21 protein-coding genes and 2 pseudogenes are annotated in these 23108 nt (G+C 62.5%); 8 read left to right on the top strand and 15 right to left on the bottom strand.

Translation table 11 applies throughout. The annotated features are described in order from the left end of the window. Nucleotides 1-16: 16 nt before the first annotated feature. Nucleotides 17-751 (top strand): annotated as a pseudogene (locus tag RIT73_RS17215) (sigma-70 family RNA polymerase sigma factor); the annotation flags it as partial. 67 nt (nt 752-818) lie between these two features. Here RIT73_RS17215 and RIT73_RS06505 read toward each other — a convergent pair. The 3 genes from RIT73_RS06505 to RIT73_RS06495 form a co-directional block, all read right to left on the bottom strand. Next, entirely contained in the window at nt 819-2150 is a 1332-nt protein-coding gene (locus RIT73_RS06505; RefSeq protein ID WP_309131251.1) for an Nramp family divalent metal transporter, read from the bottom strand. Nucleotides 2151-2370: 220 nt separating this feature from the next. Continuing rightward, entirely contained in the window at nt 2371-2832 is a 462-nt protein-coding gene (locus RIT73_RS06500; protein ID WP_309131250.1) for a universal stress protein, read from the bottom strand. A gap of 9 nt (nt 2833-2841) precedes the next feature. Further along, nucleotides 2842-4353, bottom strand: a complete 1512-nt coding sequence (locus RIT73_RS06495) for an SLC13 family permease (RefSeq protein ID WP_309131249.1) — start codon at nt 4351-4353, stop codon at nt 2842-2844. 141 nt (nt 4354-4494) lie between these two features. Between RIT73_RS06495 and RIT73_RS06490 the strand changes: the two genes are divergently transcribed. After that, nucleotides 4495-6297 carry a sensor histidine kinase gene (locus RIT73_RS06490; RefSeq protein ID WP_309131248.1) on the top strand — a complete coding sequence of 601 codons (1803 nt, stop codon included), beginning with the start codon at nt 4495-4497 and terminating at the stop codon, nt 6295-6297. After that, the gene (locus RIT73_RS06485) at nt 6294-6965 is read left to right on the top strand and encodes a response regulator (protein ID WP_309131247.1); all 672 of its coding nucleotides are present in this window, start codon (nt 6294-6296) and stop codon (nt 6963-6965) included. The genes RIT73_RS06490 and RIT73_RS06485 overlap by 4 nt, the downstream gene beginning before the upstream one ends. Before the next feature lie 1273 nt (nt 6966-8238). On the opposite strand, the pseudogene RIT73_RS06480 reads toward RIT73_RS06485, so the two are convergent. The 5 genes and pseudogenes from RIT73_RS06480 to RIT73_RS06460 all read right to left on the bottom strand — a co-directional run bounded on the left by RIT73_RS06480 (nt 8239) and on the right by RIT73_RS06460 (nt 10518). After that, nucleotides 8239-8855, bottom strand: a pseudogene (locus RIT73_RS06480) (recombinase family protein). 14 nt (nt 8856-8869) lie between these two features. Beyond that, the gene (locus RIT73_RS06475; RefSeq protein ID WP_309131246.1) at nt 8870-9007 is read right to left on the bottom strand and encodes a hypothetical protein; all 138 of its coding nucleotides are present in this window, start codon (nt 9005-9007) and stop codon (nt 8870-8872) included. 17 nt (nt 9008-9024) lie between these two features. After that, a complete protein-coding gene (locus RIT73_RS17210; protein WP_375294980.1) occupies nt 9025-9165 on the bottom strand; it encodes a hypothetical protein in 141 nt (46 codons plus the stop codon). A 10-nt stretch (nt 9166-9175) separates the two neighbouring features. After that, nucleotides 9176-9865: a zeta toxin family protein gene (locus RIT73_RS17205; RefSeq protein ID WP_375294979.1), complete on the bottom strand. Its 690-nt coding sequence runs from the start codon at nt 9863-9865 to the stop codon at nt 9176-9178. Between the two features lie 152 nt (nt 9866-10017). Beyond that, nucleotides 10018-10518: a hypothetical protein gene (locus tag RIT73_RS06460; protein WP_309131243.1), complete on the bottom strand. Its 501-nt coding sequence runs from the start codon at nt 10516-10518 to the stop codon at nt 10018-10020. A gap of 111 nt (nt 10519-10629) precedes the next feature. Between RIT73_RS06460 and RIT73_RS06455 the strand changes: the two genes are divergently transcribed. Together RIT73_RS06455 and RIT73_RS06450 are read left to right on the top strand one after the other, a co-directional pair. Beyond that, nucleotides 10630-11484: a TIR domain-containing protein gene (locus tag RIT73_RS06455; RefSeq protein WP_309131242.1), complete on the top strand. Its 855-nt coding sequence runs from the start codon at nt 10630-10632 to the stop codon at nt 11482-11484. A 261-nt stretch (nt 11485-11745) separates the two neighbouring features. Further along, nucleotides 11746-12372 (top strand): hypothetical protein, encoded by a 627-nt coding sequence (locus tag RIT73_RS06450; protein ID WP_309131241.1) that lies wholly within the window; start codon nt 11746-11748, stop codon nt 12370-12372. Between the two features lie 481 nt (nt 12373-12853). On the opposite strand, the gene RIT73_RS06445 is transcribed toward RIT73_RS06450, so the two are convergent. Together RIT73_RS06445 and RIT73_RS06440 are read right to left on the bottom strand one after the other, a co-directional pair. Beyond that, nucleotides 12854-13288, bottom strand: coding sequence for a hypothetical protein (locus RIT73_RS06445; protein WP_309131240.1), 435 nt, complete (start codon nt 13286-13288; stop codon nt 12854-12856). A 265-nt stretch (nt 13289-13553) separates the two neighbouring features. Next, entirely contained in the window at nt 13554-13790 is a 237-nt protein-coding gene (locus RIT73_RS06440) for a hypothetical protein (protein WP_309131239.1), read from the bottom strand. Between the two features lie 319 nt (nt 13791-14109). Between RIT73_RS06440 and RIT73_RS06435 the strand changes: the two genes are divergently transcribed. Next, nucleotides 14110-14313 (top strand): hypothetical protein, encoded by a 204-nt coding sequence (locus RIT73_RS06435; RefSeq protein ID WP_309131238.1) that lies wholly within the window; start codon nt 14110-14112, stop codon nt 14311-14313. Nucleotides 14314-14726: 413 nt separating this feature from the next. On the opposite strand, the gene RIT73_RS06430 is transcribed toward RIT73_RS06435, so the two are convergent. The 3 genes from RIT73_RS06430 to RIT73_RS06420 all read right to left on the bottom strand — a co-directional run bounded on the left by RIT73_RS06430 (nt 14727) and on the right by RIT73_RS06420 (nt 17764). Next, nucleotides 14727-15074 carry an Lsr2 family protein gene (locus RIT73_RS06430; RefSeq protein ID WP_309131237.1) on the bottom strand — a complete coding sequence of 116 codons (348 nt, stop codon included), beginning with the start codon at nt 15072-15074 and terminating at the stop codon, nt 14727-14729. Nucleotides 15075-15356: 282 nt separating this feature from the next. Continuing rightward, nucleotides 15357-15638, bottom strand: coding sequence for a hypothetical protein (locus RIT73_RS06425; protein WP_309131236.1), 282 nt, complete (start codon nt 15636-15638; stop codon nt 15357-15359). 479 nt (nt 15639-16117) lie between these two features. Beyond that, on the bottom strand, nt 16118-17764 hold the full coding sequence (locus tag RIT73_RS06420) for a bifunctional NAD(P)/FAD-dependent oxidoreductase/class I SAM-dependent methyltransferase (protein ID WP_309131235.1): 1647 nt from the start codon (nt 17762-17764) through the stop codon (nt 16118-16120). A 114-nt stretch (nt 17765-17878) separates the two neighbouring features. Here RIT73_RS06420 and RIT73_RS06415 point away from each other — a divergent pair, with 114 nt between their 5' ends. Next, nucleotides 17879-18439 (top strand): XRE family transcriptional regulator, encoded by a 561-nt coding sequence (locus RIT73_RS06415; protein WP_309131234.1) that lies wholly within the window; start codon nt 17879-17881, stop codon nt 18437-18439. Nucleotides 18440-18458: 19 nt separating this feature from the next. On the opposite strand, the gene RIT73_RS06410 is transcribed toward RIT73_RS06415, so the two are convergent. Both RIT73_RS06410 and RIT73_RS06405 read right to left on the bottom strand, forming a co-directional pair. Next, complete coding sequence (locus RIT73_RS06410; protein ID WP_309131233.1) at nt 18459-19661, bottom strand: YibE/F family protein; 1203 nt, start codon at nt 19659-19661, stop codon at nt 18459-18461. Between the two features lie 121 nt (nt 19662-19782). Then, on the bottom strand, nt 19783-22092 hold the full coding sequence (locus RIT73_RS06405) for an MMPL family transporter (protein ID WP_309131232.1): 2310 nt from the start codon (nt 22090-22092) through the stop codon (nt 19783-19785). A gap of 164 nt (nt 22093-22256) precedes the next feature. On the opposite strand from RIT73_RS06405, the gene RIT73_RS06400 reads away from it, so the two are divergent. After that, nucleotides 22257-22937, top strand: coding sequence for a hypothetical protein (locus tag RIT73_RS06400; protein ID WP_309131231.1), 681 nt, complete (start codon nt 22257-22259; stop codon nt 22935-22937). The last annotated feature ends 171 nt before the right edge of the window (nt 22938-23108 follow it).

Genomic DNA, 23108 nt, shown 5'->3' with positions numbered 1-23108 from the left:
CGAGAGGATGACGGATTCGAATCTTCGCCTGGTCGTCTCGATTGCCAAACGGTACACGGGTCGCAAGTTGTCGTTCCTCGATCTCATCCAGGAGGGCAATCTCGGGCTGATCCGTGCGGTGCAGAAGTTCGACTTCACACAGGGAACCAAGTTCTCGACCTATGCCACCTGGTGGATCCGTCAGGCGATCAACCGCGCTTCGGCCGATCAGTCATCGACGATCCGGATTCCCGTTCATCTGTGGGAACAGATCCTCGCCATGGGCCCCTGCGAAAAAGATGATGAAGCACGCGCTCAATGCAGCCACGATCATTCGGCCGAACGCCGGGCGCTGTGGATCCAGCCGCAGTCCCTCGACCAGTACCTGGAATTGGATTCCCCCAGCTTGTTCCGCGAATCCAATCGCCCATTCGACGACCGCGTTGACGATCCCGATCGAATTGCCGCGGATCCGCTGACCATCATGATCTGTAGAGAAGAGGTCGACGACATCCAAGCTCTCATCGACCTCCTCCCTGAGCGCGCGGCTGAAGTGATCAGACGGCGGTGTGGATGGGTTGGCGGCGAAGCCCAGACGCTCGATCAGATCGGTCGGATCTTCGGAGTGACGCGCGAGCGGGTGAGACAGATCGAATCGAAGTCTCTGAAGGCGCTCAGAGAACATCTCGGTGGTGACTCGACCCTGTTAGCATCGCTCAATCGGACTCGGGTTCGCACCAAGCCGAGTGTGCCGACTGCGGAAGCCCGATAACTCCTTCACTGAGGATTCGAGTCTGCGCATTTCCCGTTTCGGCGGTCGCTTTCTGCTTCGGCAACTGTCAGCCGAGCAGCCCGACCACCGTCTCCTGCACCTGCAGGGCGGCCAGGAATCCGAACAGGACCAGGCACACGACCAGGAAGACGTTCGACAGCCACTTGTTCCGCAGGGACGCATGCACCGATGACCGATTGAGAATCACGAGCAGCGCGAGAGCGAGGACCGGCAGGATGAACGCGCTGATCGCCGCGTAGATGAGCACCAGAGTCACGGGTTTGCCCAGCCCCATGATCGCGAGAGTCGCAATGCTCAGGTAGATCAGGACTCCCCGGAATTGGACCGACTTCGCCGACATCTCGTACGCCGGCTCGTCCTGGTGCGGGTAGCGACGCAGCACCCGAATGCAGTCACCAGTGACGTAGGCGATCCCGGAGAACCCGCCGAGGACGCTCGTGTAGACAACGGCGAGGAAGCTGAGCAGGAAGAGGACCCGTCCGACATCCCCGATCCTGTCGACGAGAGCATTCGCGATGGTGAAGAGTGAGTCGTTGTCGGCGATCGTGAAGCCCTGACCATAGAGCATGAACCCACCGACGGCGGTCATGGCGACCGCGAACACGAAGACGAGTCCGTAGCTGATCCACAGGTCGAGGCGGACGACCGGCTTCCATTCGGCGTCACGCCATGACTTCTCCCGAATCCAGTAGGAGTAGGCGAGGATTCCTGTGGCACCGCCGACGCCGCCGATCAGGGACAGCACCGTGACGATGGATCCATGAGGGAACGTCGGCGCGATGGTCTCTGCTGCCGTGGCCTGAGCGCCCGGTTCCAGCAACATCGAGATCGCCAAGGCGATGATGCCGAAGAACATGAGGATCCCGAACCCCATCATCGCCTTCTCGAGCAGGCCGTAGCGCCCGACTCCGACGAGGATCACGGCGGAGAGCAGGACCACGACTGCCGTGGGCCAGAACGGCAGGACCGGGAAGATCGCCTGGAGGATGTTCGTCGTCACCGCGATCACTCCGGCGCCGAAGAACAGACCCACGGAGAGTTCGGCGACGAGGAACAAGGCCGGGAACAGCCGGCCGCCGAAGCCAGTCAGGTGCGACTGCAGCGATTTGTCACCGCTCATCTGCAGCCGGGCCACTGCCTCGGAGAGGACGAACTTGAGCAGGATGCCGACGGTGAAGATCCAGATCAGCGCGAGTCCGAACTCGGCACCCGAGTTCATTGTGGTGATCATGTCGGACGCACCCACGCTGGCAAGCGCGAGGACGATCCCCGGCCCGATCAGTCGCAACCGGCCACCAAAGGAGCGCGGCGCAGACTGCCCTGATCCGCCTTTCGGCAGGTCAGGGCTGTGCAGCTGCGGAGCAGGCTGGGAGGACATAGGGGTCACCATGGCTTTCAAGTCGAAGAGGTCTGGGAACGCATGGCGACAAGGCCACTATCGTTCATCCCCCAGCATGGACGACAACGCCGCCTGCTGAGACGACATCTCACATCACGAATGCCGGGTCAGAGAACTGTGCCCCACCGCGAACCTTCGCGGTGGGGCACAACTGAGGACAACCTCGGCGAGGTCGTCCACCCGGCCAGGGGCACGACTCCTACTTCACCACGAGCACCGGGCACTCGGCCTCGAGGATCACCCGCTGCGCACTGGAGCCCAGCAGCAGCTTGAGCATCGGGGAGCGACGGCGCATCGACATGACGATGAGCTCGGCACGGAACTCCTCGGCCAGGTCGAGGACCTGGGAGGCGACGTCCGAGTCCGCGCGGTGGACGTCGAACTCCAGACCCGCCTCGGCGAGCTTGTCCACCAGGTCCTTGGTCTCACTGCGGTCGATGACCGAAGGGAGGGCCATGCCGTCGGTGTCGAAGAGCACCGCCCGCACCGCGGCGTCCTCCTGCCGGGCGATCTTGATCGTCGGCTCGAGGACCGAGGGCGGGGAATCGGTGCGGTAGGCGAGGACAATGGTCCGCTCGGCCTCGTCGATGCGCTCCGAGGAGGCGACGCGCAGGGACGGGGTCGGGAACTTCGGCTGCGACGCCGAGTAGAGATCAGTCATGGCGGGTTCCTATCCGATGGCGATGACGCCGACGAGGACGCCCACGACGAGCATGACCAGGGACACGAGCAGCGCCCGCCACAGCACCTTCTTGTGGTGATCGCCCAGGTCGACCCCGGCCAGTGACACGAGGAGGAGGATCGCAGGCACCAGTGGCGACTGCATGTGCACCGGCTGCCCGGTGATCGATGCCCGGGCCATATCGGCGGCCGGGATCCCGTAGTGGGCGGCGGTCTCGGCGAGCACGGGCAGGATGCCGAAGTAGAACGCGTCGTTGCTCATGAAGAACGTCATCGGGATGGAGAGCAGACCGGTGATCACGGCCATGTACGGCCCCATCGAGGCGGGGATGACGTCGACGAGCCAGGCGGCCATCGCGTCGACCATTCCGGTTCCGCTCATGATCCCGGTGAGCACGCCGGCGGCCATGACCATCGCGACGACGGCGATGATCGCCGAGGCGTGGGAGGCCAGTTCTTCCTGCTGCTCCTTGAGGTTCGGGAAGTTGACGAGCAGGGCGATGACCATCGCGATCATGAACAGGTACGGCAGCGGCAGCAGGTCGAGGACCAGCAGGACCATGACGGCGACGGTGAGGCTGAGGTTGAACCAGAACAGCTTCGGGCGCAGGGTCGCCCGGTTCGGGTCGAGTGCGGTCCCGATGAGGGAGGCGCCGTGGCCCGTGTCGGATGCTGCCGCCGAGGTGGTGGAGGCGTTCGTTGGATCGTCGTCCGGTCCGAAGCCGGTGCCGGTGGAGGAGCCTCCGGGAGTTCCGGAGTAGGAGCCATGTTCGCCGGTGCCCGAAGCGGAACCGGAGGCAGCGCCAGCGGATTGGCGTGCGACGGCGCCGACGAGTTCGCGGCGCTCCGCGCCGGAAGAGGGATCGGCGGCCCAGGCGACGCCGTTCTTTGTCAGACGGCGGCGCTCGGAGATGCCGAGGAAGTAGGCGAAGACGAAGCAGACGAGCAGACCCGCGACGAGGGCGGGAACCATCGGGGCGAAGATCTCGTTGGCGTCGATCTGCAGCGCCGATGAGGCACGTGCCGTCGGTCCGCCCCAGGGCACGATGTTGAGCGTGCCGTTGATCAGGCCCGCCACGCAGGTGAGGACGACCGGGGACATCTCGAGGCGCTGGTAGATAGGCAGCATTGCCGCGGTCACCACGATGAACGTGGTGGAGCCGTCGCCGTCGAGGGACACGGCGCCGGTGAGCAGCGCGGTTCCCATGACGACCTTGACCGGGTCATTCCCGGCGATCCTGAGGATGAACTCGACGAGCTTGTCGAAGAGTCCGACGTCGATCATGATGCCGAAGTAGATGATCGCGAAGAGCAGCAGCGCTGCCGTTGAGGACATTTCAGCGATGGCGTCCATGACCATCTCACCGATGCCCAGGCCGGCGCCTGCGAAGAGACCGAAGATGGTCGGAACGATGATCAGCGCCAGAATCGGCGAGAGCCGCTTGGTCATGATGAGCGTCATGAAGACGATGATCATGGCGAAGCCGAGGATAACGAGCACGAACTTCTCCTTCGAAGGCGTAGGTGATTACCGGATCACGCTAGTGTGATGCCCGTCGCGGCGCGCGCTTGTGTGCACTGAACGCGTTCTGCCCGTTCTGTGCCTTTTGTGCATTCTGCTCATCGGTCTTACAGTGGCAGTGTGTCCCGTTCCGCCGGATCGTTCTCTCGCCGGGTGCTGCTCAGCCAGCTCGCGGTGGTCGTCGTCATGCTGGTCCTGGTCACGGGCGTCTTCGCCTGGATGAGCCGCGAGAACGTGACCGAGGTCAGCGAGACCGAAGCGCTCGCGATCGCCCGCACCTTGGCCACCACCGCCGAGGTGAGGGCAGGTGCGACTCGCGCCTCGGAGGAGCACGCGCCGCATCCTGCGCCCGAGATCACCGAACCGCTCCAAGAGATCACCAATGAGCTGCGGGCGCGCAACGACATCCTGTTCGCCGTCATCACCGACGACCGCGGCATCCGCCTGACCCATCCTCGTCCCGACGCGATCGGCAAACGCGTGTCCACCTCCCCTGAGGAGGCCCTCGCCGGCCGGGAGTCGGTGACCCATGACAAGGGCACTCTCGGAGAAACGGTTCGGGCGAAGGTCCCCATCTACTCGAGCACCGACGATGGAACCGTCGTCGGCGAGGTGTCGGTCGGCATCCGCTCCTCGGTGCTCGATGCGGATCTGCGCCGCGAGTTCCTCGTGCTCGGGTCGGTCGCACTCGTCGCCCTCGCCCTCGGAGTGCTCGCATCCCTGGCCCTGGGGCGCCGGCTGCGCCGCGAGACCCTGGGCGTCGGTCCTGAGGAGCTCGCGGAGATGGCCCGCGACCAGGGTGCGGTCCTCCACGGCCTCGACGACGGGGTTCTCGGCTTCGATCTGGCCGGCGAGGTGACGCTGAGCAATTCCGTGGCGAACCGGCTGCTCAGTGAGGAGTCGGGTTCTGGTACGGAGGCCGTTTCTGGCGCGGCTTCTGGTTCGGATTCTCGGGGCGATGCCGACGAGTCCTCGGCGGGCCTGCCCGAGGTGCCGGAGTCGATCCGCCAGCTGATGACCGAGGCGCCCGAGCACGGGGCACTGCGCCGACGCTTGACCGTCGGTGACCGCATCCTCTTGGTCACTGCCGTCCGCGTCAAGCGCGGCGAAGTCTCCGTCGGCGGCGTCGTGACCCTGCGCGACGAGACCCAGATGCTCACGATGGCCCAGCAGTTGGAGTCGGTGACGACGATGGCCCAGGCGCTGCGCGCGCAACGGCACGAGTTCGCCAACCGCCTGCACACAGCTCTCGGTCTAGTCGATACCGGTGCGACCGATGAGGCGCGCAGCTACCTCGCAACAATCCTGCGGACCGGACCGATCGCAACCCCGGTCGAAGGTATTGAGCTGATCACTGACCCGTACCTCAGCGCCCTGCTCGAGGCCAAAGGAACCACTGCCGCCGAGGCGGGGGTGAGCCTCGCCGTCACCCCGGACTCCCTGGTGCTCGGCCGAGTCACCGAGCCCGAGGACGTCACGCTGATCCTCGGCAACCTCATCGACAATGCCGTGCGAGCCGTGGTGCAGGCGTCCGTGCAGGATCCTCACAGTTCCTCTGGCGATGACCGGACCTCCGCTGTCGAGGTCCAGCTCCTCAGCTCCGGAGACGAACTGCATGCGATCGTCACCGACACCGGTGAGGGCGTTGCTCCTGAGGACGCCGAACGGATCTTCGAAGAAGGAGTCAGCGGCTCGCTTCAGAAGTCGGCGGTTGGATCCGAACGATCTGCGAGCGAAAGCAGCGCCGACGAAGTCCATGGATTGGGCATCGGGCTGGCCCTGTGCCGCCGCGTCGCCCGTCGGCACGGTGGCCGGGTGTGGCTGGTCGATGACCACGACGCAACCCTGGGCGGGGCGAGCTTCGGGGTGCGACTCCCCGGCGCGCTCAGCACCACCGAGACTGACAATGAGGAGAGACGATGACGACCGTTCTGGTGCTTGACGACGACTTCTACGTCGGTCAGCTGCACTGCCGCTATGTCAACGAAGTGCCGGGCTTTCGAGCCTTGGAACCAGTCCGGGATCTTCATTCGGCTCGCGCAGTGTTGGCGGAGGAAAACGTGGAACTGATCCTCGCCGATTACGTCCTGCCAGACGGCAACGGCGTCGAACTCATCCGCGAGACAGAGATCGATGCGGCTGTTCTGTCAGCGGTGGCCGATCCCCAAATCGTGCGCTCAGCCTTGCGCGCTGGTGCATTGACGTACATCGTCAAACCTTTCGAAGCCGACGTTCTGCAGGGATTCCTTCGCCGCTATTCCCGCTACCGCCGCTACTGGGAACGGGAGAAGGTGGAGCAGTCGAGCCTCGAACGCCTCCTGCGCAGTCTCCACGATGTCTCATCCACGGGAACTGGATCGGCCAGCGGGCCGGGATCGTCGACAACGAGTCGCATCCTCAGCGCACTGGAGTCCGCGTCGGGTCCGATGACGGCGCTGGAAGTCGCCGAGGCGGTCGGCACGTCCCGGGCGACAGCGCAGCGTCACCTCGCCAAGTTGGCAGAGTCACGCGCAGTCACGGTCACCCTGCAATACGGGAGCACCGGTCGTCCCGAGCACTTGTACGGGACTGAAAGTGGCTCACCGCGATGATCCGGAAGCTCGCGAACTTCGAAACAATGCGATGCAGTTCAGTCACGCGCGCCTCGGAGATGTGGTCGAACAGGGTAGATTTTGGCGGTGTTGAATGGAGGTCCGTTATGGCGTGCGAACGACTCGCGACAGCGTAAAACTTGCCACCGCCTCGTGACCGTGTTCAGCTTGCTGGGTCAGAACTGACGCCGCCACAGAGCCGACCACCAGCGCCGGATTGAGAAGCCTTTAGGTTTGGCGGTGTCACATTCTTCAGGAGCATTCGGTCTGGATTCGAAATCTGTCCTATGGGTTGGTCCAAGCTTGCTCCAACCTTCCACCTGCAGCTCGTTATCAATCGTGGAGTTGCCTGCACTGAAGTCGTCCCGCGAGTCGCGGACCTCAACTACCGACACCAGAGGTGAATCGCATCGAGTACGCTCAGCTGTCCCATGGGTTTTCAGTTCGTCGGCCACCTGCAATTCGCGGGAGAGCTCCGGACACGTCTCTCCTGTGGATAGCGTTCCTTGCGGTTCTGGAACACGACGTCGCATTGCCGTTCGCGACCGAGTCCGCTCGCGAAGTACCCTCTCGAAATCGTCCTCCAACACCCATCCCGCGTACTTCCCCCACTCGCGGGCCCGACTACCGTGCAGCTCCCACGCGGACCTCCATCGACGTCGACCACTAAAAACTTCGCTTAGGAACGCTTCGAGGGGGTAGTTTCCAGCGGATCGCAGTTCGCCTGGCCCATTTGGCGCAGGTTCCATTACTGTCGCTCCAGCCTTCAGGATAAAATTGCAACTTCCTGGCAGGGTCCAAGGTTCTATATGCTGAGTCCCCGTAGAGTCCAAGCATCGAATTCGTACACATGGATTGCTAAACAGAGCGCGATCGAGCGCTTTACCTTTCGCCTTCTCGGTGAAGAACCAAATTGTGTTCATCCCGTTTTCTCGCCTAGACCAGGTTCGTTCATCGATCTTTGAGGTCCATCTCTGCACTTCGAGTGCCCAGGCGGGGACAGCCTCGACCTTGACATCTGCGTATTCGCTTTCCGGGATAGCTGTATAACCTAGTCGATTACATAGCTTGACAAGTTCAGCCTGAAGGAAGCGCTGTTCAGGTCCGGCTCCACCGGCACCATTGGCCCCTTTGACGGGAAAGTGGCCGCACCCAGACGCACTTTCTGCCGATCGTCAGCAGGAGCAGGCCGAGCCCGATGGGCAGCATCGCGTCGTAGAGGGCGTCGAACCACTCGAATGGTGGCCGTAGCAGTCGGATGCCGGCGAAGGGGTTATCTATTGCGTTTGTCCTCCTCAGTGCGGACAGCGCGCATGACGGTGTGCCGGGAGACGCCGAAGAGATCGGCGATCTCCTGATAAGTCTTGTACGGGTGGCCGTCGGCGTTGAGCTCTCGCCATTCGAGTACAGTCTTGACCTGGTTGCGGGTCAGTGCTCGGGGGAGTCCCCCTATTCGTCCTTGAGTGCGGGCGTGGGAGAGGCCGCGCATGGTGTTCGCGCGGATCGTTGACACGCGCAGCTGCGCGAGGACGGCCATGATCCCGACGATGGCCTCTCCCATCGGGGTCGAGGTGTCGACGTCGAGGAATGGTTCGGTCAGAGACTTGAGCCGGACGCCGCGGTTGCCGAGGTCGCGGATGATTTCGATGCCCATGAGTTCGGAGCCGGCGATTCGGTCAAGGGCGACGATGACGAGGGTATCGCCGCGGCGGAGCTGCGCGAGGCCGGCGGCCCACTGGGGGCGGTCGGAGATCCGGCTGACTCGCCGTGATCGATGAAGATCCGTTCGCAGCCGGCGGCTCTCAGGGCTGCGTCCTGGGAGTCGGGGTTCTGATCGCGGGTGCTCACTCGGGCGTAGCCGGTCCAGTGGGGGTTGGTCTCAACTGTCATGGATCAGAATGGGGTCAGTGGGGATCGGAATTGGGCGTGATCTCGACGAGTCCGTCAGCCGCGGCTTGGGCGAGTTCGTCATGCATGTCAAGGAGGTAGGAGGCCATCGTGATCTCTGCCATTGAGGGTGAGGGCTTCGAGGGGTTATCCATCGTCGCTGTCTCCTGGGTTAGGGGGTGATCTGATTGTCGGGCGGGTCGACCGAGCGCTTTTTGTGTTCGTCGTGCTCGATGGAGGATGTCGGGGCCTCTCGCTGGATTCCTTCGTCCCCGCTGCGGATCTCGCGCATGACGTTTCGCAGCCTGGTCATCGGGTCTCGTTCAGTGTCTAGGTCGCGCTTGATGGCGTCGACGGTGAGGGTCTTGTCGGGGGTGTGGTTGTAGGTCTTCGTGACAGGCTGCTCGGGGTCGATGCGGTCGAGGACGGTGAGCTTCGCGAGGGTGAAGTCGCCGGACTCGGGCCGGTTGATAAGGTCCACGGCGTTGGTCAGGAATCTCGAGTACGTGGCATCGGGCGAGGTGTAGAGATCGTTGATCGCGGCTGGCGGGAGGTAGCGGGCGTCCGGGGAACCGTTGGTGCAGGGCATCCCACCAGCGTGAGTCGGCTTGAGCTAGCGCCTGTGTGCGCCCGATCTCGACGGCCACGACCTGGTATCCCTCATAGCCGCCGAGGTCTTCGAGTCTATTGAGGTACTGCGAGTGCAGCTGTGGCCACGAGAAGGTGCCTTGGCGGATGAAGCTTTCCGACTTGAGGTAGCACCTGTCCTCAAGCTCATCGGCGAGATCGGTGGAGTAGGTGTGGACGAGGGATGAGAGTTCACCTCGACAGAGTGGGCGGCCGTCGGCGAGGGTGTGTCCGAGCCAGTCGTCGAGAATGCCTTCGCGCTCGGCGATGGTGAGGCAGATCTGTTTGAAGATATCGGGGTCGATCTCCCTGTAGGCGTCACGGTCGTCGAGTGCGTTGACGAGGGTGGATTTGCCTGCACCGGGGACACCGGCGGTGAGGACCACGACGGCTTGTCCGGTCTGCCGGCCCTCGGGGCGGAGACGGTCGTATTGGGCGTTGATTTCGACTTCGAACGGGCGGAGTACCTGTGTGATGTCGGGGGCGCGTGATCGGAGTTCAGCTTGCAGTTGGTCGAGTTAGGACGCGACGGCCGCTTTCAAGCTGCGGGATCTTTCCGGGTGGGGCCGTGAACCCATTGGGGAAAAACTGCTGCGGGAAGATCGGCCGCGCGGGCGATCTGAGCGAAAGCGTCATCGTCGATGATGTGACTAGCCCGGGCGGATTTGACGTCGTCCCACGTGCCACGATCCCAAGCGGCAGATGACTGGGGCTCGGCACCGGGTGTGATTCCAAGACGCCCATACGTGTAAGGCCAGGAACTCAGTGTGGAAATGAGGTCATCACGGGTCCGCTCCCCCACTGCGTATTCGTAGACGAACTCCATGGGTGTGCGCATGAGCGCGTTGGGTCGGCGTTCGAGCTTGCGGATCTCAGAGGCGATCGTGCCGACCGTCGTTCCCAGTCGATCGGCGGTCACATCGACAGCCTCTCCCTCACGATGGGCGCGATCGATCTCTCGACGCCACCGAATGTGGTTCAGATGTCGACGCGCAACATCGACGAGCTCTGGGGTGATTTCATACATCGTCTCAGCCATGCCCGTCTCCTTCGCTGGAATCTGCTGCTTCTATTCTATCGCGAAGCAGCAAAACTGCCGGCGACATTTTAGCGACAAACGAGCCGGTTTACGCGCGACTACTATTCGCATATGGAGATCTTTTTCAGCTGGTCAGGCACTCATAGTCACGATGTCGCTCGCACTTTCAGAGAGTGGCTTCCCACAGTCATCCAGGACTGCCGCGACATTTTCCTCTCCTCTGCGCTAGACAAGGGGGACCCATGGTTTTCCAGCATCACGCAGGCGGCGACGAACGCAGACCTCGCGCTGGTGTTCATCACCGCCGAGAACACCGACTCGCAGTGGCTGAACTTCGAAGCTGGCGCGATGATGACAGGGGTCGGTAGTCGGCTGTGTCCAGTACTAGTCGACTTGAGCAAAGCGGATTACAACGGGTCAATGAAGAACTATCAGCTCACCGCGCTTGATGACGACGAGGATCTCTTCGGGCTCCTGAAGACGATCAATGACACGAACGCGGAGATCCATGAACGCAAGCTCAAGCTCCCCGAGGACCAGCTGCGTGAAGAGTTCGAGCTGAAGTGGCCGAAGCTGAAAGCTCAGCTGGAGGAGGCCACTCGGCCACACCAACAGGAACGTGTGCCCGCCAGAACAATCGAAGACAAGATCGACGAAATTCTGACGCTAGTACGGCCGACTCGATCGCCGGGGCCCTCTCGAACACGGCTGGACCCCATAACGGGGAGGTTCATGCACCGCACACGCCAAACAGAACGAACACTGGCAGGAGTCGACGAAGACCTCTTCGGACTCAACGAGGTGTTCGACATCAAAGACGCTCCTGACATCAAGACTCTGATTTCATCACAATCACGACCACTCGACCCGAAGGCGCAAACGCGCTTGTTCGGGCAAATGGTCAGCAATGATGGCACTTACCTCGGCAAGATTACGGATACAGCCCCCACCTTAGTGGAACGATGACGGTGACATCCAGTACAGACCCTTGTAGACCGAGAGCAAAACCCCTTCAGACGACGTTCTGCGACCAGACGGTTCTGCACTTGAGTTTTGCTACACCGAAAACCCGATGGCCACTTCGTTGAACATTCATGCTGCCAGCGTGCGCGAAAACGATCGTTTTCGCGCCGACACCCTCGGCGGGCGAACCGCCAATCATCACCGCTTACTGTCACTCCTCCCGGCATCATTGCCAACATAGCCATGATGCGTATGATGGGGACTATGATTATCGTGAACACCGCCCAGACGTATCCGCCCGTCGCCCGCCAAATCGTCACTCCCCAGCCCGGGCAATCGAAGCCAGTCACGGCTGACGAGAACGCCTTGATGCTGCTCGCCGACATCACCCGTGGAGACTGGCCTAGCCTGAGCGACAGACTGCTCGAGGAGGCCGGCGACTACCTGCTGGGCACCTGCGAGGGCCTTGTCACAGTGACCTATCGCATCATCGGACACGAGAGGGTCGACGGAAACAAGCTCCGCTTTGCCGTCGAGCCGGCACCGGAACTCGTTCCGCTGATCGGCCAGCCGCAGCCTCTCGGGCCTTGGAAGCGGGGCGAGGCGCGTGGCACTCGCCGCGTAGATACACCGGAGTCGCTGGCTTCCACCGTCATGTACGACGTGCCGACCTGGAAGCGGTACGTGCTCGGTGTGGCTCAGGACCTGCTGAGTGGGTCCGTTTCTGCGCAGGGGCCGCTGACGGCGCATCTCCGTCAGCAATGGATCGAGGAGCAGGCGGCGAGTATTCCGCAGAATGTGCACATCAGCGTACGCCCTGATGGCACCATCGTGATCGATGTTCCGGCGGGGCAGGACGTCCTGGTACGGGCCATTGCCGCCGACCTCTAACCGATCGTTTCTACGGAAGTCTAGCCTCGCGGTTTCATGATTAGGTGCGGCGAGATGCCGGACTGACACAAAGAAAGTGCCCCTGACCAGGGATGATGGTGTTTGCGATGACACCATCAATCCACTAAAAAGGAGCACTCTCAGAGTGAAGCCTACCCGCGTCTGCGCATCGATACCGCACCAGTCAACGCTCAGCTGGGGTCCATGGAGGGCCAAGACGCCCCTCCGGGGAGACGTGCGGGTCAGCGTTCGCCTGGACGGTGAAGCTAAGGATCGCCCTATCCGGGAAGGGGACGAAGAGGAGGAATGTTCAGTGCGGACAGCGCTCGACCATGCGGCCGCACTGAAGCGCGAAGCTGTGTCCGTCCTTCGGGATGAGAGGAAGTGCAGTGCGGCCGACACTGCGCGCGTGCGCGACTCGACGCGAAGCACGACGAAGGTAAAAGACGGAACGGTACAGGGTCAGTCACAACGTTCACAATCAGTCTTTTCCGCATTTACCGGCATTGCGTGTCCCGGTTGTCCAATACGCCGTCACGATTCCGAACTGCCCGTATTTATTCTTCCCAATCAAACCGGACCGGTGATCATAAATCACGCACATCGTTCGCGCGAGTTTCTTACTCTTTCCGACCTGGTAGTGCGACGCGTACACTTCAAGGCCGTTGAAAGCCAGGCTGGTATTCTTCGAATTCAGTGCTCGGACCCACTGGCGCTCGGCCGCAGCAGTCACTTCGTGATTGCTGGTTTTGCGATAGGTCCCTCCACGCTTGATATGGACGTAACCCCAGTCGGAATTTCCGTTCCGAAGATACGCGGTACCCCACGATGTCTTGGTTCGCCATTTGACAGCACCGGCTTTCGAGATACTCGCCCAGTCGGTTGCTTCTGCGCTGTTTGCCGGATAGAGATTCAAGCCTACGATGAGGGCGAGTAGTGCCACCAGTATGGCGATCGGTGCTCTCAGTCTGTGCCTGGAGTGCATGGTGTGTCTCAATTCGTTGCTGGGGATGTTGTCTAATGTGGCCCAATGGGGGGGTGCGCCAAGATGAATTGACTCAATTGTTCACATTACAACTAGAATCCGCCTTCAGCAATCTCAATCGGGCCGCAACCTTTTGATCCGCCAACGACTTTCGTTTGGACACACCGAGCTGGGACGCAACCAGTAACCAGGGCCGTCAAAATCCGGCGCGCTTCCGTTCCTCTTCAGACGCAGGCCTGATTGTTGACATGAGGACACAGGCGGGCATCCCATTGTCTTGGCGCAAGAAGACATCATCGCCGGTGATGAGGCTGACTTCGCCGATAATATCGGGGGTGGCTTTTGGGCCATTGCGGTATTTATGATTGCCTTCTCGAACAACGATGTCACCGATTTCAGGTCGGTATTCGATCGCATCTGATTCTGGCTTCATTATGCCCTCCGTGACTTAGCTTATGGTTTGGCTTATGGTTTGCACTGTAGGCATGGCCTCTTAACCGCTAGGAGTCCTAGCATACAGTCGGGAATCTTCTCGGTCTCGTACCGTCAGATCACCAGTGCTGGGACCCGGGACACTTGGATCATAAGCCGGAAAGTCTGGCGCTACGCCCCCATCAGAAAGGTCCCATTGAGGCTGAGGAGGCGGCCGGTGTTACGGTAGCGACAGAAGCGACAAGTGCAGCCGGGCGCAACATCTCCTTTCACTGGTGCTACACAGAGTAATAGCGCTTTCTGCTGATAGATTCTGAGCCATGAGTACTGAAACCGTGTGGATTGTTCAACACGACGAGTCTCCGGATAATACTATTCTGGGCGTGTTTGCGACTGAGGGCGAAGCGTCAAACTTCATGGAGCAAGTCGGCGATATGTATGGCGGTCAGGTTCTTTATTCCAGTTATAAAATTGGATACAAATTCAATGAAGGACCCGGGTACGTCGAATACAGCACCGAGTAAGAAGTTCCTACCGGGGCACCTCGGCCCGGTTGCATGTCGACATCGAGGGGTCCGATCGCATAACTGGAATCCCCGCTTTAACTGTGGCGTGGCACGGTGTCGTGTCATACCTCGATGCGAGAATCAGTAACAGCACCAGACGCTGGGGCAGGACTCATGCTCGACGTCCCTCCCGTGAAAAATCGAGGCTAGAAGCGAGTATCCGCGACACGACAGATCTCCCCCACCGGAAGGCTGTTAGGTGTTTACGTGGGAAGCATGATTGAAAAGAAGATGGAACGCACCTGCCTACATGGTGAGTGTGAGGCTTGCGGCGAGTTCAGTGTTACGTTCACACTGCGCTCACTAGTTGATGGTTCGACTAGAGATGCGTGCTTGAAATGTGAGCCCAACTATGGATGACCGACGGTCGGTCAGACGGATGCTGTCGCTTCCTGGTAAGCGGCAGTCACTGATTTGGGAATAGGCCCTCGGGCGGAGACTTCGTGCCCGTTTTCTCGTGCCCACGTGCGAATGGCGTCCAATTCTACCTTGTTGTTCTGCTGGCGTTTCGCCTTCTGCCTCTTGCCGGCTCGGGCAGAGTGCCGGGCGACGGCGATATAAGGTGCCAGTGATTCGCGCAGCGCTTCTGCGTTCTTCTGGTTGAGATCGATCGCATAGTCGACATTGTCCAGCCCGAAAGACACCTCACTGTCTTCACCCTCGGGAATTTGCGTGCCGTCCAGGTCGTCAGTGATCTTCTCAATGAAATTGCGTGCCATGGGCCCAGTTTATGCAGATCGCTTGGCCTGTAGTCGCAATGTTCGCCGGCGCCGTTCGGTGGCCTTGCGTCGAGCGAGACGTTGCCGGCAGCTGTCGCTACAGGTGCGGCGGCGACGCCTCGTGGCCGGCTGCTTGATGGAGCCTCCACATACCTCGCAGCGTTGAGAGGGTGGTGGGCTGTAGAGGGACTCTGCGATGGAGACTGCTCCGCTACCGGTGAAGAGGTCATGGACCTGATCGACGTCGGGTTGGTAACCGAAGACGTCGAGCACCCAATGAGTTCATGGGCAGGGTTTCGAACCGACATAGCTGTAGCGGTAACTGATGCCCACGGTGAGCACATCGTTGACGGCCGCGCCGGCGGTTCGGCCTGACCGTCCGTCGGGGACGCGGGCGAGCACAGGCTCCCACTGGTTGGCGATGCGGGACCCCGACGGGATGGCGTTGCCTTTGTGCCAGACGAGGATGCGCACTTGTGGTGGGCAGACCGGCAGGTAGGTGGCGAGGCTGTCGGCAGCGGCCGCGATCACCCACCCGTCGTAGTCGGCTTCGAGCCGGGTCACGAGGGCCTAGTGAGTGGCGGGGTTGTCCCATTCGGAAGCCGCTTCGTGTGCAGCTGCCCGGCCGAGTCCGCCGCGATGCCCGCGGCCTTGACCGTACCAGCGGTTCGCACGCCCGAGGTAGGGCGGATCTGCGATGGCCAATCTCATCAGAACCTCATCCGTTCAAGGGTGTTCTGTGACTCTTCAGCGGCAATCCAGTTTTGTACATACGCGACCAGTCCTCCTCGTCATAAACCCAAAGGATCTTCGAATTGGGACCTTCACCTCTGACTCGAGCGTGCTGTTTCCCGGAGCGTCGGTGAACCTCATCCTGCGCCTTCGCGGTAGCAATGGGCGACATACTGCCCGGACCCTCTGACACTCCTCTCGAGCTTCACGTGAGCATTTAATACACCGCCTTCCTTTTCCTCCGGCTTCATCGACATCGAACAAGGTAGACCAGTACCAAGGGTCTGGGCCGAATTCTGGGTCCCGCATCTTCATAAGCGTCTTGCCCGCCGCAGCAGACTCACTCCATCCTTAACGTACCCGGTCTGACCGTCGGGGCCCGTAGCTTCGCGTCGCCTGATCTCTTGGACCTCAGCCGTCCATTCGTCCGGGTCGAGACCGAGCTGAGCGACCTCCTCGCCGGGGGTCATCCTTAAATCGTGCGCGTGATCGTGCGCGGATTCGTTATGCCGCGCCCACGGCGGAATGTCGGCCTCGGACTCGAAGACGTGGGAGACGATGAGCAAGCAGCCGCCCGGCTTCACCCAGCTACTCGCGCGCCGGAGGATCTCCACGCGAGGCAGATCGGCGTCGGAGTGGAGGTAGGACGCAGTGACGAGGTCGAAGCCAGCCTTCGGCTCCCACTCGCTCAGATCCGCATCGTGCCAGGTGAGCTGGTCCGCCACTCCCCGTTCGACCGCACCCGCAGCTCCGCGCCGCACTGCGGTGGGCGAGATATCGACGGCATCGACGGTCCACCCCTGCTCGGCGAGCCAAACCGCGTCCCCACCTTCGCCGCAGCCGAGATCGAGCGCTGAACCGACAGGAAGGTCCGCCACCGCATCCGCCACGGCAGGATTGACTCGGCCCGACCAGATCCGGTCGCTCTCGGAGTACCGTGCCTCCCAATGCTGGGCGGCGGACCCGGATCCCTCATCAGCATGATCGTGACCTGAGGCATCGCCATTGGCGGCGGCATGACTCTCCGCCACAGCAGCATCGAAGTCCTCAGTCACCAGCTCCATGTTGACGACACCACCAGTCAGCGCTCCCCCGCCGATGGAGATCGGCACGTTGGCAGCCGGATTGACGACGTTGCCGATCGCCCAGATGCGGGGATTGCTCGTTCGACCGGTCGCATCAACGGCAAGAAAGCTGCCGACCGGGTTCTCGACCCGGTCCAGTCCGAGTTCGGCGAGGAACTCATCATGGGGGCGAGGTCTCGGCGCAGTGAAGATCGCGTCGAGCTCGATGGTCTGCCCGTCCTCCAGGCGAACTCCAGTGAGCCGCTGTCCGTCGCTGACCACCTCGGCGACGGGGGTGTCAATGAGTTCGACGTCGCGCGCACGCAGACGCTCGGCAAGTTCAGGGTCCAGCGCGCCGCTGCCGGCGGTGAAGAACGTCAGGCGATCGGTCCACTGCCGCACAAGCTGCGCCTGGTGGGCCGACATCGAGGATGCGCCCAGCACTCCGATCCGCGTCCCCTTCACTTCCCAGCCGTGACAATACGGACAGTGCAGCACGTTGGTCCCCCAATGTTCGGCGAGGCCGGGGATGTCGGGGAGTTCGTCGGTGAGCCCGGTGGCGACGATGAGGGCACGACCTGTGAGCGCACCCTGCGCGGTCGCCACTGTCACGGTCCGCTCCCCCGCCTGGACGCTGATGACGGTGTCGTCAACGAACTGGACTCCATAGCTCGCCGCCTCCTCGCGCCCTTGAGCAATGAGGGCAGCCGGATCCGTGCCTTCGTTGCCGAGGACGGAATGCATGTGGGCGGCGAAGCGGTTGCGCGGACTGCCCGAGTCGATAACGACGACGCGCCGCAGGGACCTGCCGAGCGTGAGCGCCGCACTCAGTCCGGCAGCTCCGCCGCCGACGACGATGACGTCCCAATTCTGATTCACAAGTGTCTCTTCCATGGCTCAAGCATGCGCCGCACCCAGTAGATTCTGCAATCGTTCTTGCACTATTGGCAAAAACGTGGTTCGGTGAGGTGACTCGGCCCGTCTCACCTCGTTCCTCAGGAGTCACTCATGGACATGCTCGACCAAATGGGTCCGCGGCTTCGTGCCGCCAGGAAGTCCCGGGACTGGACCCTGGATTACCTCGCCGGTCGAGCCGGAATGTCCGTGAGCACTCTGTCCCGGCTGGAGAGCGGAAAGCGGCAGGCCAGCCTGGAACTGCTCGTCCCGCTCACCCGGGAGCTGGGGATCCGGATCGACGACCTCCTATCGACCGAGGCGCCCGACCCACGAGTGCGCCGGCCGAGCATCCGGCGCGACGGGATGGTGATCACGCCACTGGCGCCCGAGGGGTCGCCGGTCGCCACCTACAAGATCACCTACCCCCCGCGCTCAGTCGCTCCGGAACCGCGAGTCCACGACGGCTACGAATGGCTCTACGTGATCAGCGGGCAGCTGCGCCTCGTGCTCGGTGAGCAGGAGCTGGTGCTCAAGCGGGGTGAAGCCGCGGAATTCGACACCCGAATGCCGCACAGCATCTCGGCGATCTCACGCCCTGCGCAGGTGATCAGCATCTTCAACCAGGACGGGGTCCGGATGCACACTCACGGGGCTGGTGACGGAGCGGATTAGACGTTCTGCGGCCCGCAGCTCAGTGACGCGGAACGCGCTCCACTGCAGAGCCGGCGAACCATCTGGCCAAGGTCACCGCGATGACAGTCGTGGCCGGCATCGTGACCACGATGCCGACAATGCCAGCGATCATCTGCGTCAGAGTCGTCGCCACCTCATCGGACTGGAGCACCACACCCAGCGGCAGGCCGAACGTCTGGGACAGGATCAAGGTGAACAGTCCGGCCCCGACCACTGAGAAACTCACCGTGTAGATGGCGCTGGCCGCATGATCCCGACCGACGTTCAGCGACGAATCACGGACAGTCCTCCACCACGACCGACGACCACCACCTGCCCGTGCCGGCATTTCCCGCCCCTCGCCATCCGGGAGCGCAGCGCCGAGGTGGGAGAAGACAGTGCTTGCCTGAGCAGCCGAAATGTCATTGAGGACACCGATGAGCACGATGAGCAACGCGGCCAGGGCAATGGATTCGACCGGCACCGTCAGTCCCGACAGGGTGAGCATCTCGGCGTTCTCTCCGGCGGGCCCCAGCCGCAGCAGCCACGACAATGCCGATCCGACCGCCATCGCGACGCACAGTCCGATCAGAGTGCCCGCCCATGCGGCGATCGTCATCGCCGAGAGACCATGCGTATAGAACAGCACTGCCGTGAGCACGAAGACCACGGTCACCGATGAGTAGAGAAGCGGGGATCCGTCTGCGGCGATTCCGCCGATCAGGAAATACCAGATGAAGACGGCGGAGGCGAGAAGCGATACGAATGCCCGCAGCCCCCGGAAGCCGACGGCGAGAGCGACGAGTCCGAGAGCCCCCAGAGCGAAGATCGCCAGTGTCCCGCCCCGCTGGGGCGAGTAGTAGGTGTAGCTGCGTTCCGCACCCGGCGTGGTCGCCTCACTGATCACCACGTCGTCGCCGTTGGAGACGTCGTTGAAGTAGGCGTTGCGAAAGAGCATCACGTCCACTGTCTTGCCGTCGGCCAGCGTGCCGGTGGCGGAACCGCACGGCACATCGTCGCTGACGTTGCCGCAGTTGTCGAACGCGACGTCGGTGACCTCGGCAGGCAGATAGTCCTGCGACACGGACTTCCCGAGAGTGTTCACCGGGGCACCCGGCCACATCACGAAGACGACCGGGAGCAGAACCGCGCTCACGATCAGCACGACCAGGAGCGCCGCGCGACGGCCCGGGGGACGCCGCCGAATTGTCTTCCTCTTCACCGATCTCCTCCGCTTCCGGGATTCAGCTCTCGCGCTTGCACCCGGTAATGATAGGCCCCCTCAGCGAACGGGAGGGTGGACATCGCCGCCTGACCGGCATTGTCTTGTCCACTCCGTGCCGTCAGCGATCCGCAGGAATCCGCGCCCGCCACGGCCACCAGACCGGTCGCCCGATGTCGTAGACCAGCGCTGGCACGACGAGCGAACGGACGAGGATCGCGTCCAGCAGCACCCCGAAGGTGACGATGAAGGCGAGCTGGACGAGGAACATGATCGGGATGACGGCAAGCGCTGCGAAGGTCGCGGCCAGCACGATTCCCGCCGAGGTGATCACCCCTCCCGTCGCCACGAGCCCGGCGAGGACTCCGCGCCGCGTGCCGATCCGCAGCGACTCCTCACGCACCCGCGACATGAGGAAGATATTGTAGTCGATCCCCAACGCCACCAGGAACACGAACGCGTAGAGCGGCACCGAGGGATCCGCACCCGGGAACCCGATGACCTGGTTGAACACCAGCGCCGAGACTCCCAAAGCGGTGCCGAACGACAGCACCGTCAGCGCCACCAGCAGCAGCGGGGCGACGAGGGAGCGCAGGAGCACGATGAGGATGATCGTGATGACGAGCAGGATCAGCGGGATCGCGAGACTCCGGTCCGCCTCGGCGGTGGTGTTCGTATCGAGGTCCACTGCCGTCTCCCCGCCCACGAGCGCCTCGGAATCGACCTCATGGACCGCGTCGCGGATCATCTTCACGGTCTCCTCGGCGACCAGGGAGTCCGCGGCATCGGTCAGTGTCACATCGAGCAGGACGTTCCCGTCCACCTCGGTGGGGATTGGCGGCACCGTAGGTGGCGTCGAGTTCGGCTCTCCCCTGCCTTCGGGTACCTGAACCGTCCCGTCCGCATCAACCGGGGCAGTGCCGCTCGGGGTGTTCTGTGCAACGACCGACATCGACTCGACCCCGCCGAGGCGACCGATCTCTTGCGCGGCCTGCTCAAGTTTCGGTTCCGTCACTACGACCTGCGCAGGTGATCCGGATCCTCCGGGGAAGTGCTCAGCGAGGACGTCCTGCCCGTCGCGAGCCTCGGATTGGCCGAGCACGAATTCGCTCTGCGCGACTCCCGAGGCTTTGAACTGCGGGAACGCGAGCAGCGGGAGGGCGAGAACGATGACCAGACCGATCCAGATCGTGCGCGGTCGCTTGGCGATCACCTCGGCGATCCGGGTCCAGACTCCCTTCTTTCGGGATGTCGTGGCGGAGGTCTGCACGCGTGGGAGGAAGGGCCAGAAGACGGCGCGGCCCATGAGCATGAGGGCCGCCGGCAGGAATGTCAGCGCGGCGAGCATGGCCATGACGATGCCGATCGCCGCCACCGGGCCCAGCGCACGGGTCGAGGCGAGGTCGGTGAGCAGGAGGACGAGGAGGCTGGCGATGACGGTGCCGCCGGAGGCCGCGATCGGCTCGAGTACGCCTTTCACGGCGCGCAGTCCGGCCCGGACCCGGTCGCGTTCGGTCAGGAGCGAGTCGCGGAAGCGGGCGACGACGAGCAGCGAATAGTCGGTGGTCGCACCGACGACGAGGATGAAGAGGATGCCCTGGACCTGGCCGTTGATGAGGAGGATGCCGGCGTCGGCCAGGTGCCAGATGACGAAGATCGAGGCCGAGAGCGCGGCCATCGAGGTGAACAGCACGATGATCGGCAGCAGCGGTGAGCGGTAGACCACGATGAGGATGACGAAGACGGCGATGAGGGCGACGAGCAGGAGGATTCCGTCGATCCCGGCGAAAGCCTCGGTGAGGTCGGCGGCGAACCCGGCTGGGCCGGTGACGTGGACGGTGACGTCGGCACCGGAATCGGCACCGGCGGAGCTGGTGGTGCCTAGTTCCCTGTCGATGACGGCGCGGATCTGTTCGACATCGTCGGCGGTGGCGTCGGTGGAGACGGGGAGGATGAGTTCGAGCGCTTGGCCGTCTTCGGCGGGGATCACCGGGGACGACGGTGCGGCGAGAAGATCGTCCGCTTCGAGTCGTTGGCTGAGATCCGCAAGCGTTGTCGTGTCCTCTGGGGTGACTCCGGCTTCGCGCTCGAATACGACAATCGCCGGAACGTAGTCGAGATCGCTGAACTGGTCGATGAGCTCCTGAGCGCGGGTGGATTCAGCGGACTCCGGCAGGAACGAGGACCGGTCGTTCGTCGAGACCTCGGAGATCTTGCCGAAGTAGGGACCACCGATGCCGGCGACCGCGACCCAGGCGACGAGGAGGACGGCGAAGAGGCCGAGGAGAGCTTCGCGACCGCGGACGGGTGTGCGGGTGCGATAGCCAGACGATGCGGAGTCGTGGCGTGGGGACTGGCTGTGATCCGCGGTCGGGGTTTGGTGGGGAGTGGTCGGGGAGGGAGGGGTACTGGTCAGTAGGTGACGAGTCATGCCCTCAGATTACGCCTGGGATCGCAAGCTCAGGTTACGACCGGGGAACTTGTCGGCTTCGACAGATCGGCCGTTGTCGCCTCGGCAATGCGTCACCCGTCGAAACGACAACCCATCAGACCTGCGGAAATCGAACTATGTCCCGATCTCCTCGCCGATGAATTGTGGACTACTGTTGCTTTATGTCTGATCTCACGAGCCGGCAAGTTGCCGCCGTCGCCGAAGCCACAGCCACCGTCCCCACCGAGAACTTCGCCGTTTACGGTGGTGGATGGCCGAACGAAATCTCCACGGCATTGGTGGATGCCGTTTTCTCCATTCAGGCCCAGTATCGTTCGGACACGCCAGGCAAAGGGGTCTTCAATCGACTGCAGGCTTTCCGCTGTGAGTACAAGTCTGCTGTCGACGATCTGACTCTGCTCGTCGAGGTGGGCGAGGCCGCCATCGAAGCGGTAATGGGAAATGCGAAGACAAGTTCGCGTTCGAAGGCCTCGGCGGTCATCGAAGCTGCAAGCAACTTCCTCGACATTGGGGTCCGCACCGCAGAGGACTTCCGGGCGAAGAATTCGGGCGAACTCAAGAACGCCTATGTTCCTGTGAAGGGATTGGGCTGGATCACGTTCGAGTATCTGTCCATGCTTCTCGGCCAACCCGGAGTGAAGGCGGACACGATGATCTGTCGATTCGTCAACGTCGCACTGCAGCAGCAGGGTTTGGACGCTGTTGACGGCGCGACCGCTCGTCAGCTGATCGCGCTTACGCACGAGCAGACCGGCCTCGGCGAGACACTCAGTCATTTCGACCACGGAATCTGGCTCTTCGAAAGCGATCGCGCCAGCGTTTGACCATACATCGTCCAGCGCGACCGTTGCTTCTGATCTCTGTCTAATAGCAGTTGCTGGCAGCAACCCAGCGCCCGCCCCACCGGTGGGCGCTGCCTTCTTTCCGAGCTCCCATTGACACCGGGAACCCCCTCGTGATCCAATTCACGTAATCGTTTACGTAATCGATTGCAA

It is taken from the genome of Brevibacterium sp., assembly GCF_031179145.1.
In the GTDB taxonomy this organism is placed as follows: domain Bacteria; phylum Actinomycetota; class Actinomycetes; order Actinomycetales; family Brevibacteriaceae; genus Brevibacterium.
Note: the sequence above shows the minus strand (reverse complement) of the source record. Positions and strands in the feature narration are given on the sequence as shown.

Coding starts and splice junctions, on each gene's coding strand:
- RIT73_RS06505 (WP_309131251.1), bottom strand. CDS start 2,150: ATGTCCTCCCAGCCTGCTCCGCAGCTGCACAGCCCTGACCTGCCGAAA.
- RIT73_RS06500 (WP_309131250.1), bottom strand. CDS start 2,832: ATGACTGATCTCTACTCGGCGTCGCAGCCGAAGTTCCCGACCCCGTCC.
- RIT73_RS06485 (WP_309131247.1), top strand. CDS start 6,294: ATGACGACCGTTCTGGTGCTTGACGACGACTTCTACGTCGGTCAGCTG.
- RIT73_RS06475 (WP_309131246.1), bottom strand. CDS start 9,007: ATGGATAACCCCTCGAAGCCCTCACCCTCAATGGCAGAGATCACGATG.
- RIT73_RS17210 (WP_375294980.1), bottom strand. CDS start 9,165: ATGACCAGGCTGCGAAACGTCATGCGCGAGATCCGCAGCGGGGACGAA.
- RIT73_RS06460 (WP_309131243.1), bottom strand. CDS start 10,518: ATGGCTGAGACGATGTATGAAATCACCCCAGAGCTCGTCGATGTTGCG.
- RIT73_RS06455 (WP_309131242.1), top strand. CDS start 10,630: ATGGAGATCTTTTTCAGCTGGTCAGGCACTCATAGTCACGATGTCGCT.
- RIT73_RS06450 (WP_309131241.1), top strand. CDS start 11,746: ATGATTATCGTGAACACCGCCCAGACGTATCCGCCCGTCGCCCGCCAA.
- RIT73_RS06440 (WP_309131239.1), bottom strand. CDS start 13,790: ATGAAGCCAGAATCAGATGCGATCGAATACCGACCTGAAATCGGTGAC.
- RIT73_RS06435 (WP_309131238.1), top strand. CDS start 14,110: ATGAGTACTGAAACCGTGTGGATTGTTCAACACGACGAGTCTCCGGAT.
- RIT73_RS06430 (WP_309131237.1), bottom strand. CDS start 15,074: ATGGCACGCAATTTCATTGAGAAGATCACTGACGACCTGGACGGCACG.
- RIT73_RS06420 (WP_309131235.1), bottom strand. CDS start 17,764: ATGGAAGAGACACTTGTGAATCAGAATTGGGACGTCATCGTCGTCGGC.
- RIT73_RS06415 (WP_309131234.1), top strand. CDS start 17,879: ATGGACATGCTCGACCAAATGGGTCCGCGGCTTCGTGCCGCCAGGAAG.
- RIT73_RS06405 (WP_309131232.1), bottom strand. CDS start 22,092: ATGACTCGTCACCTACTGACCAGTACCCCTCCCTCCCCGACCACTCCC.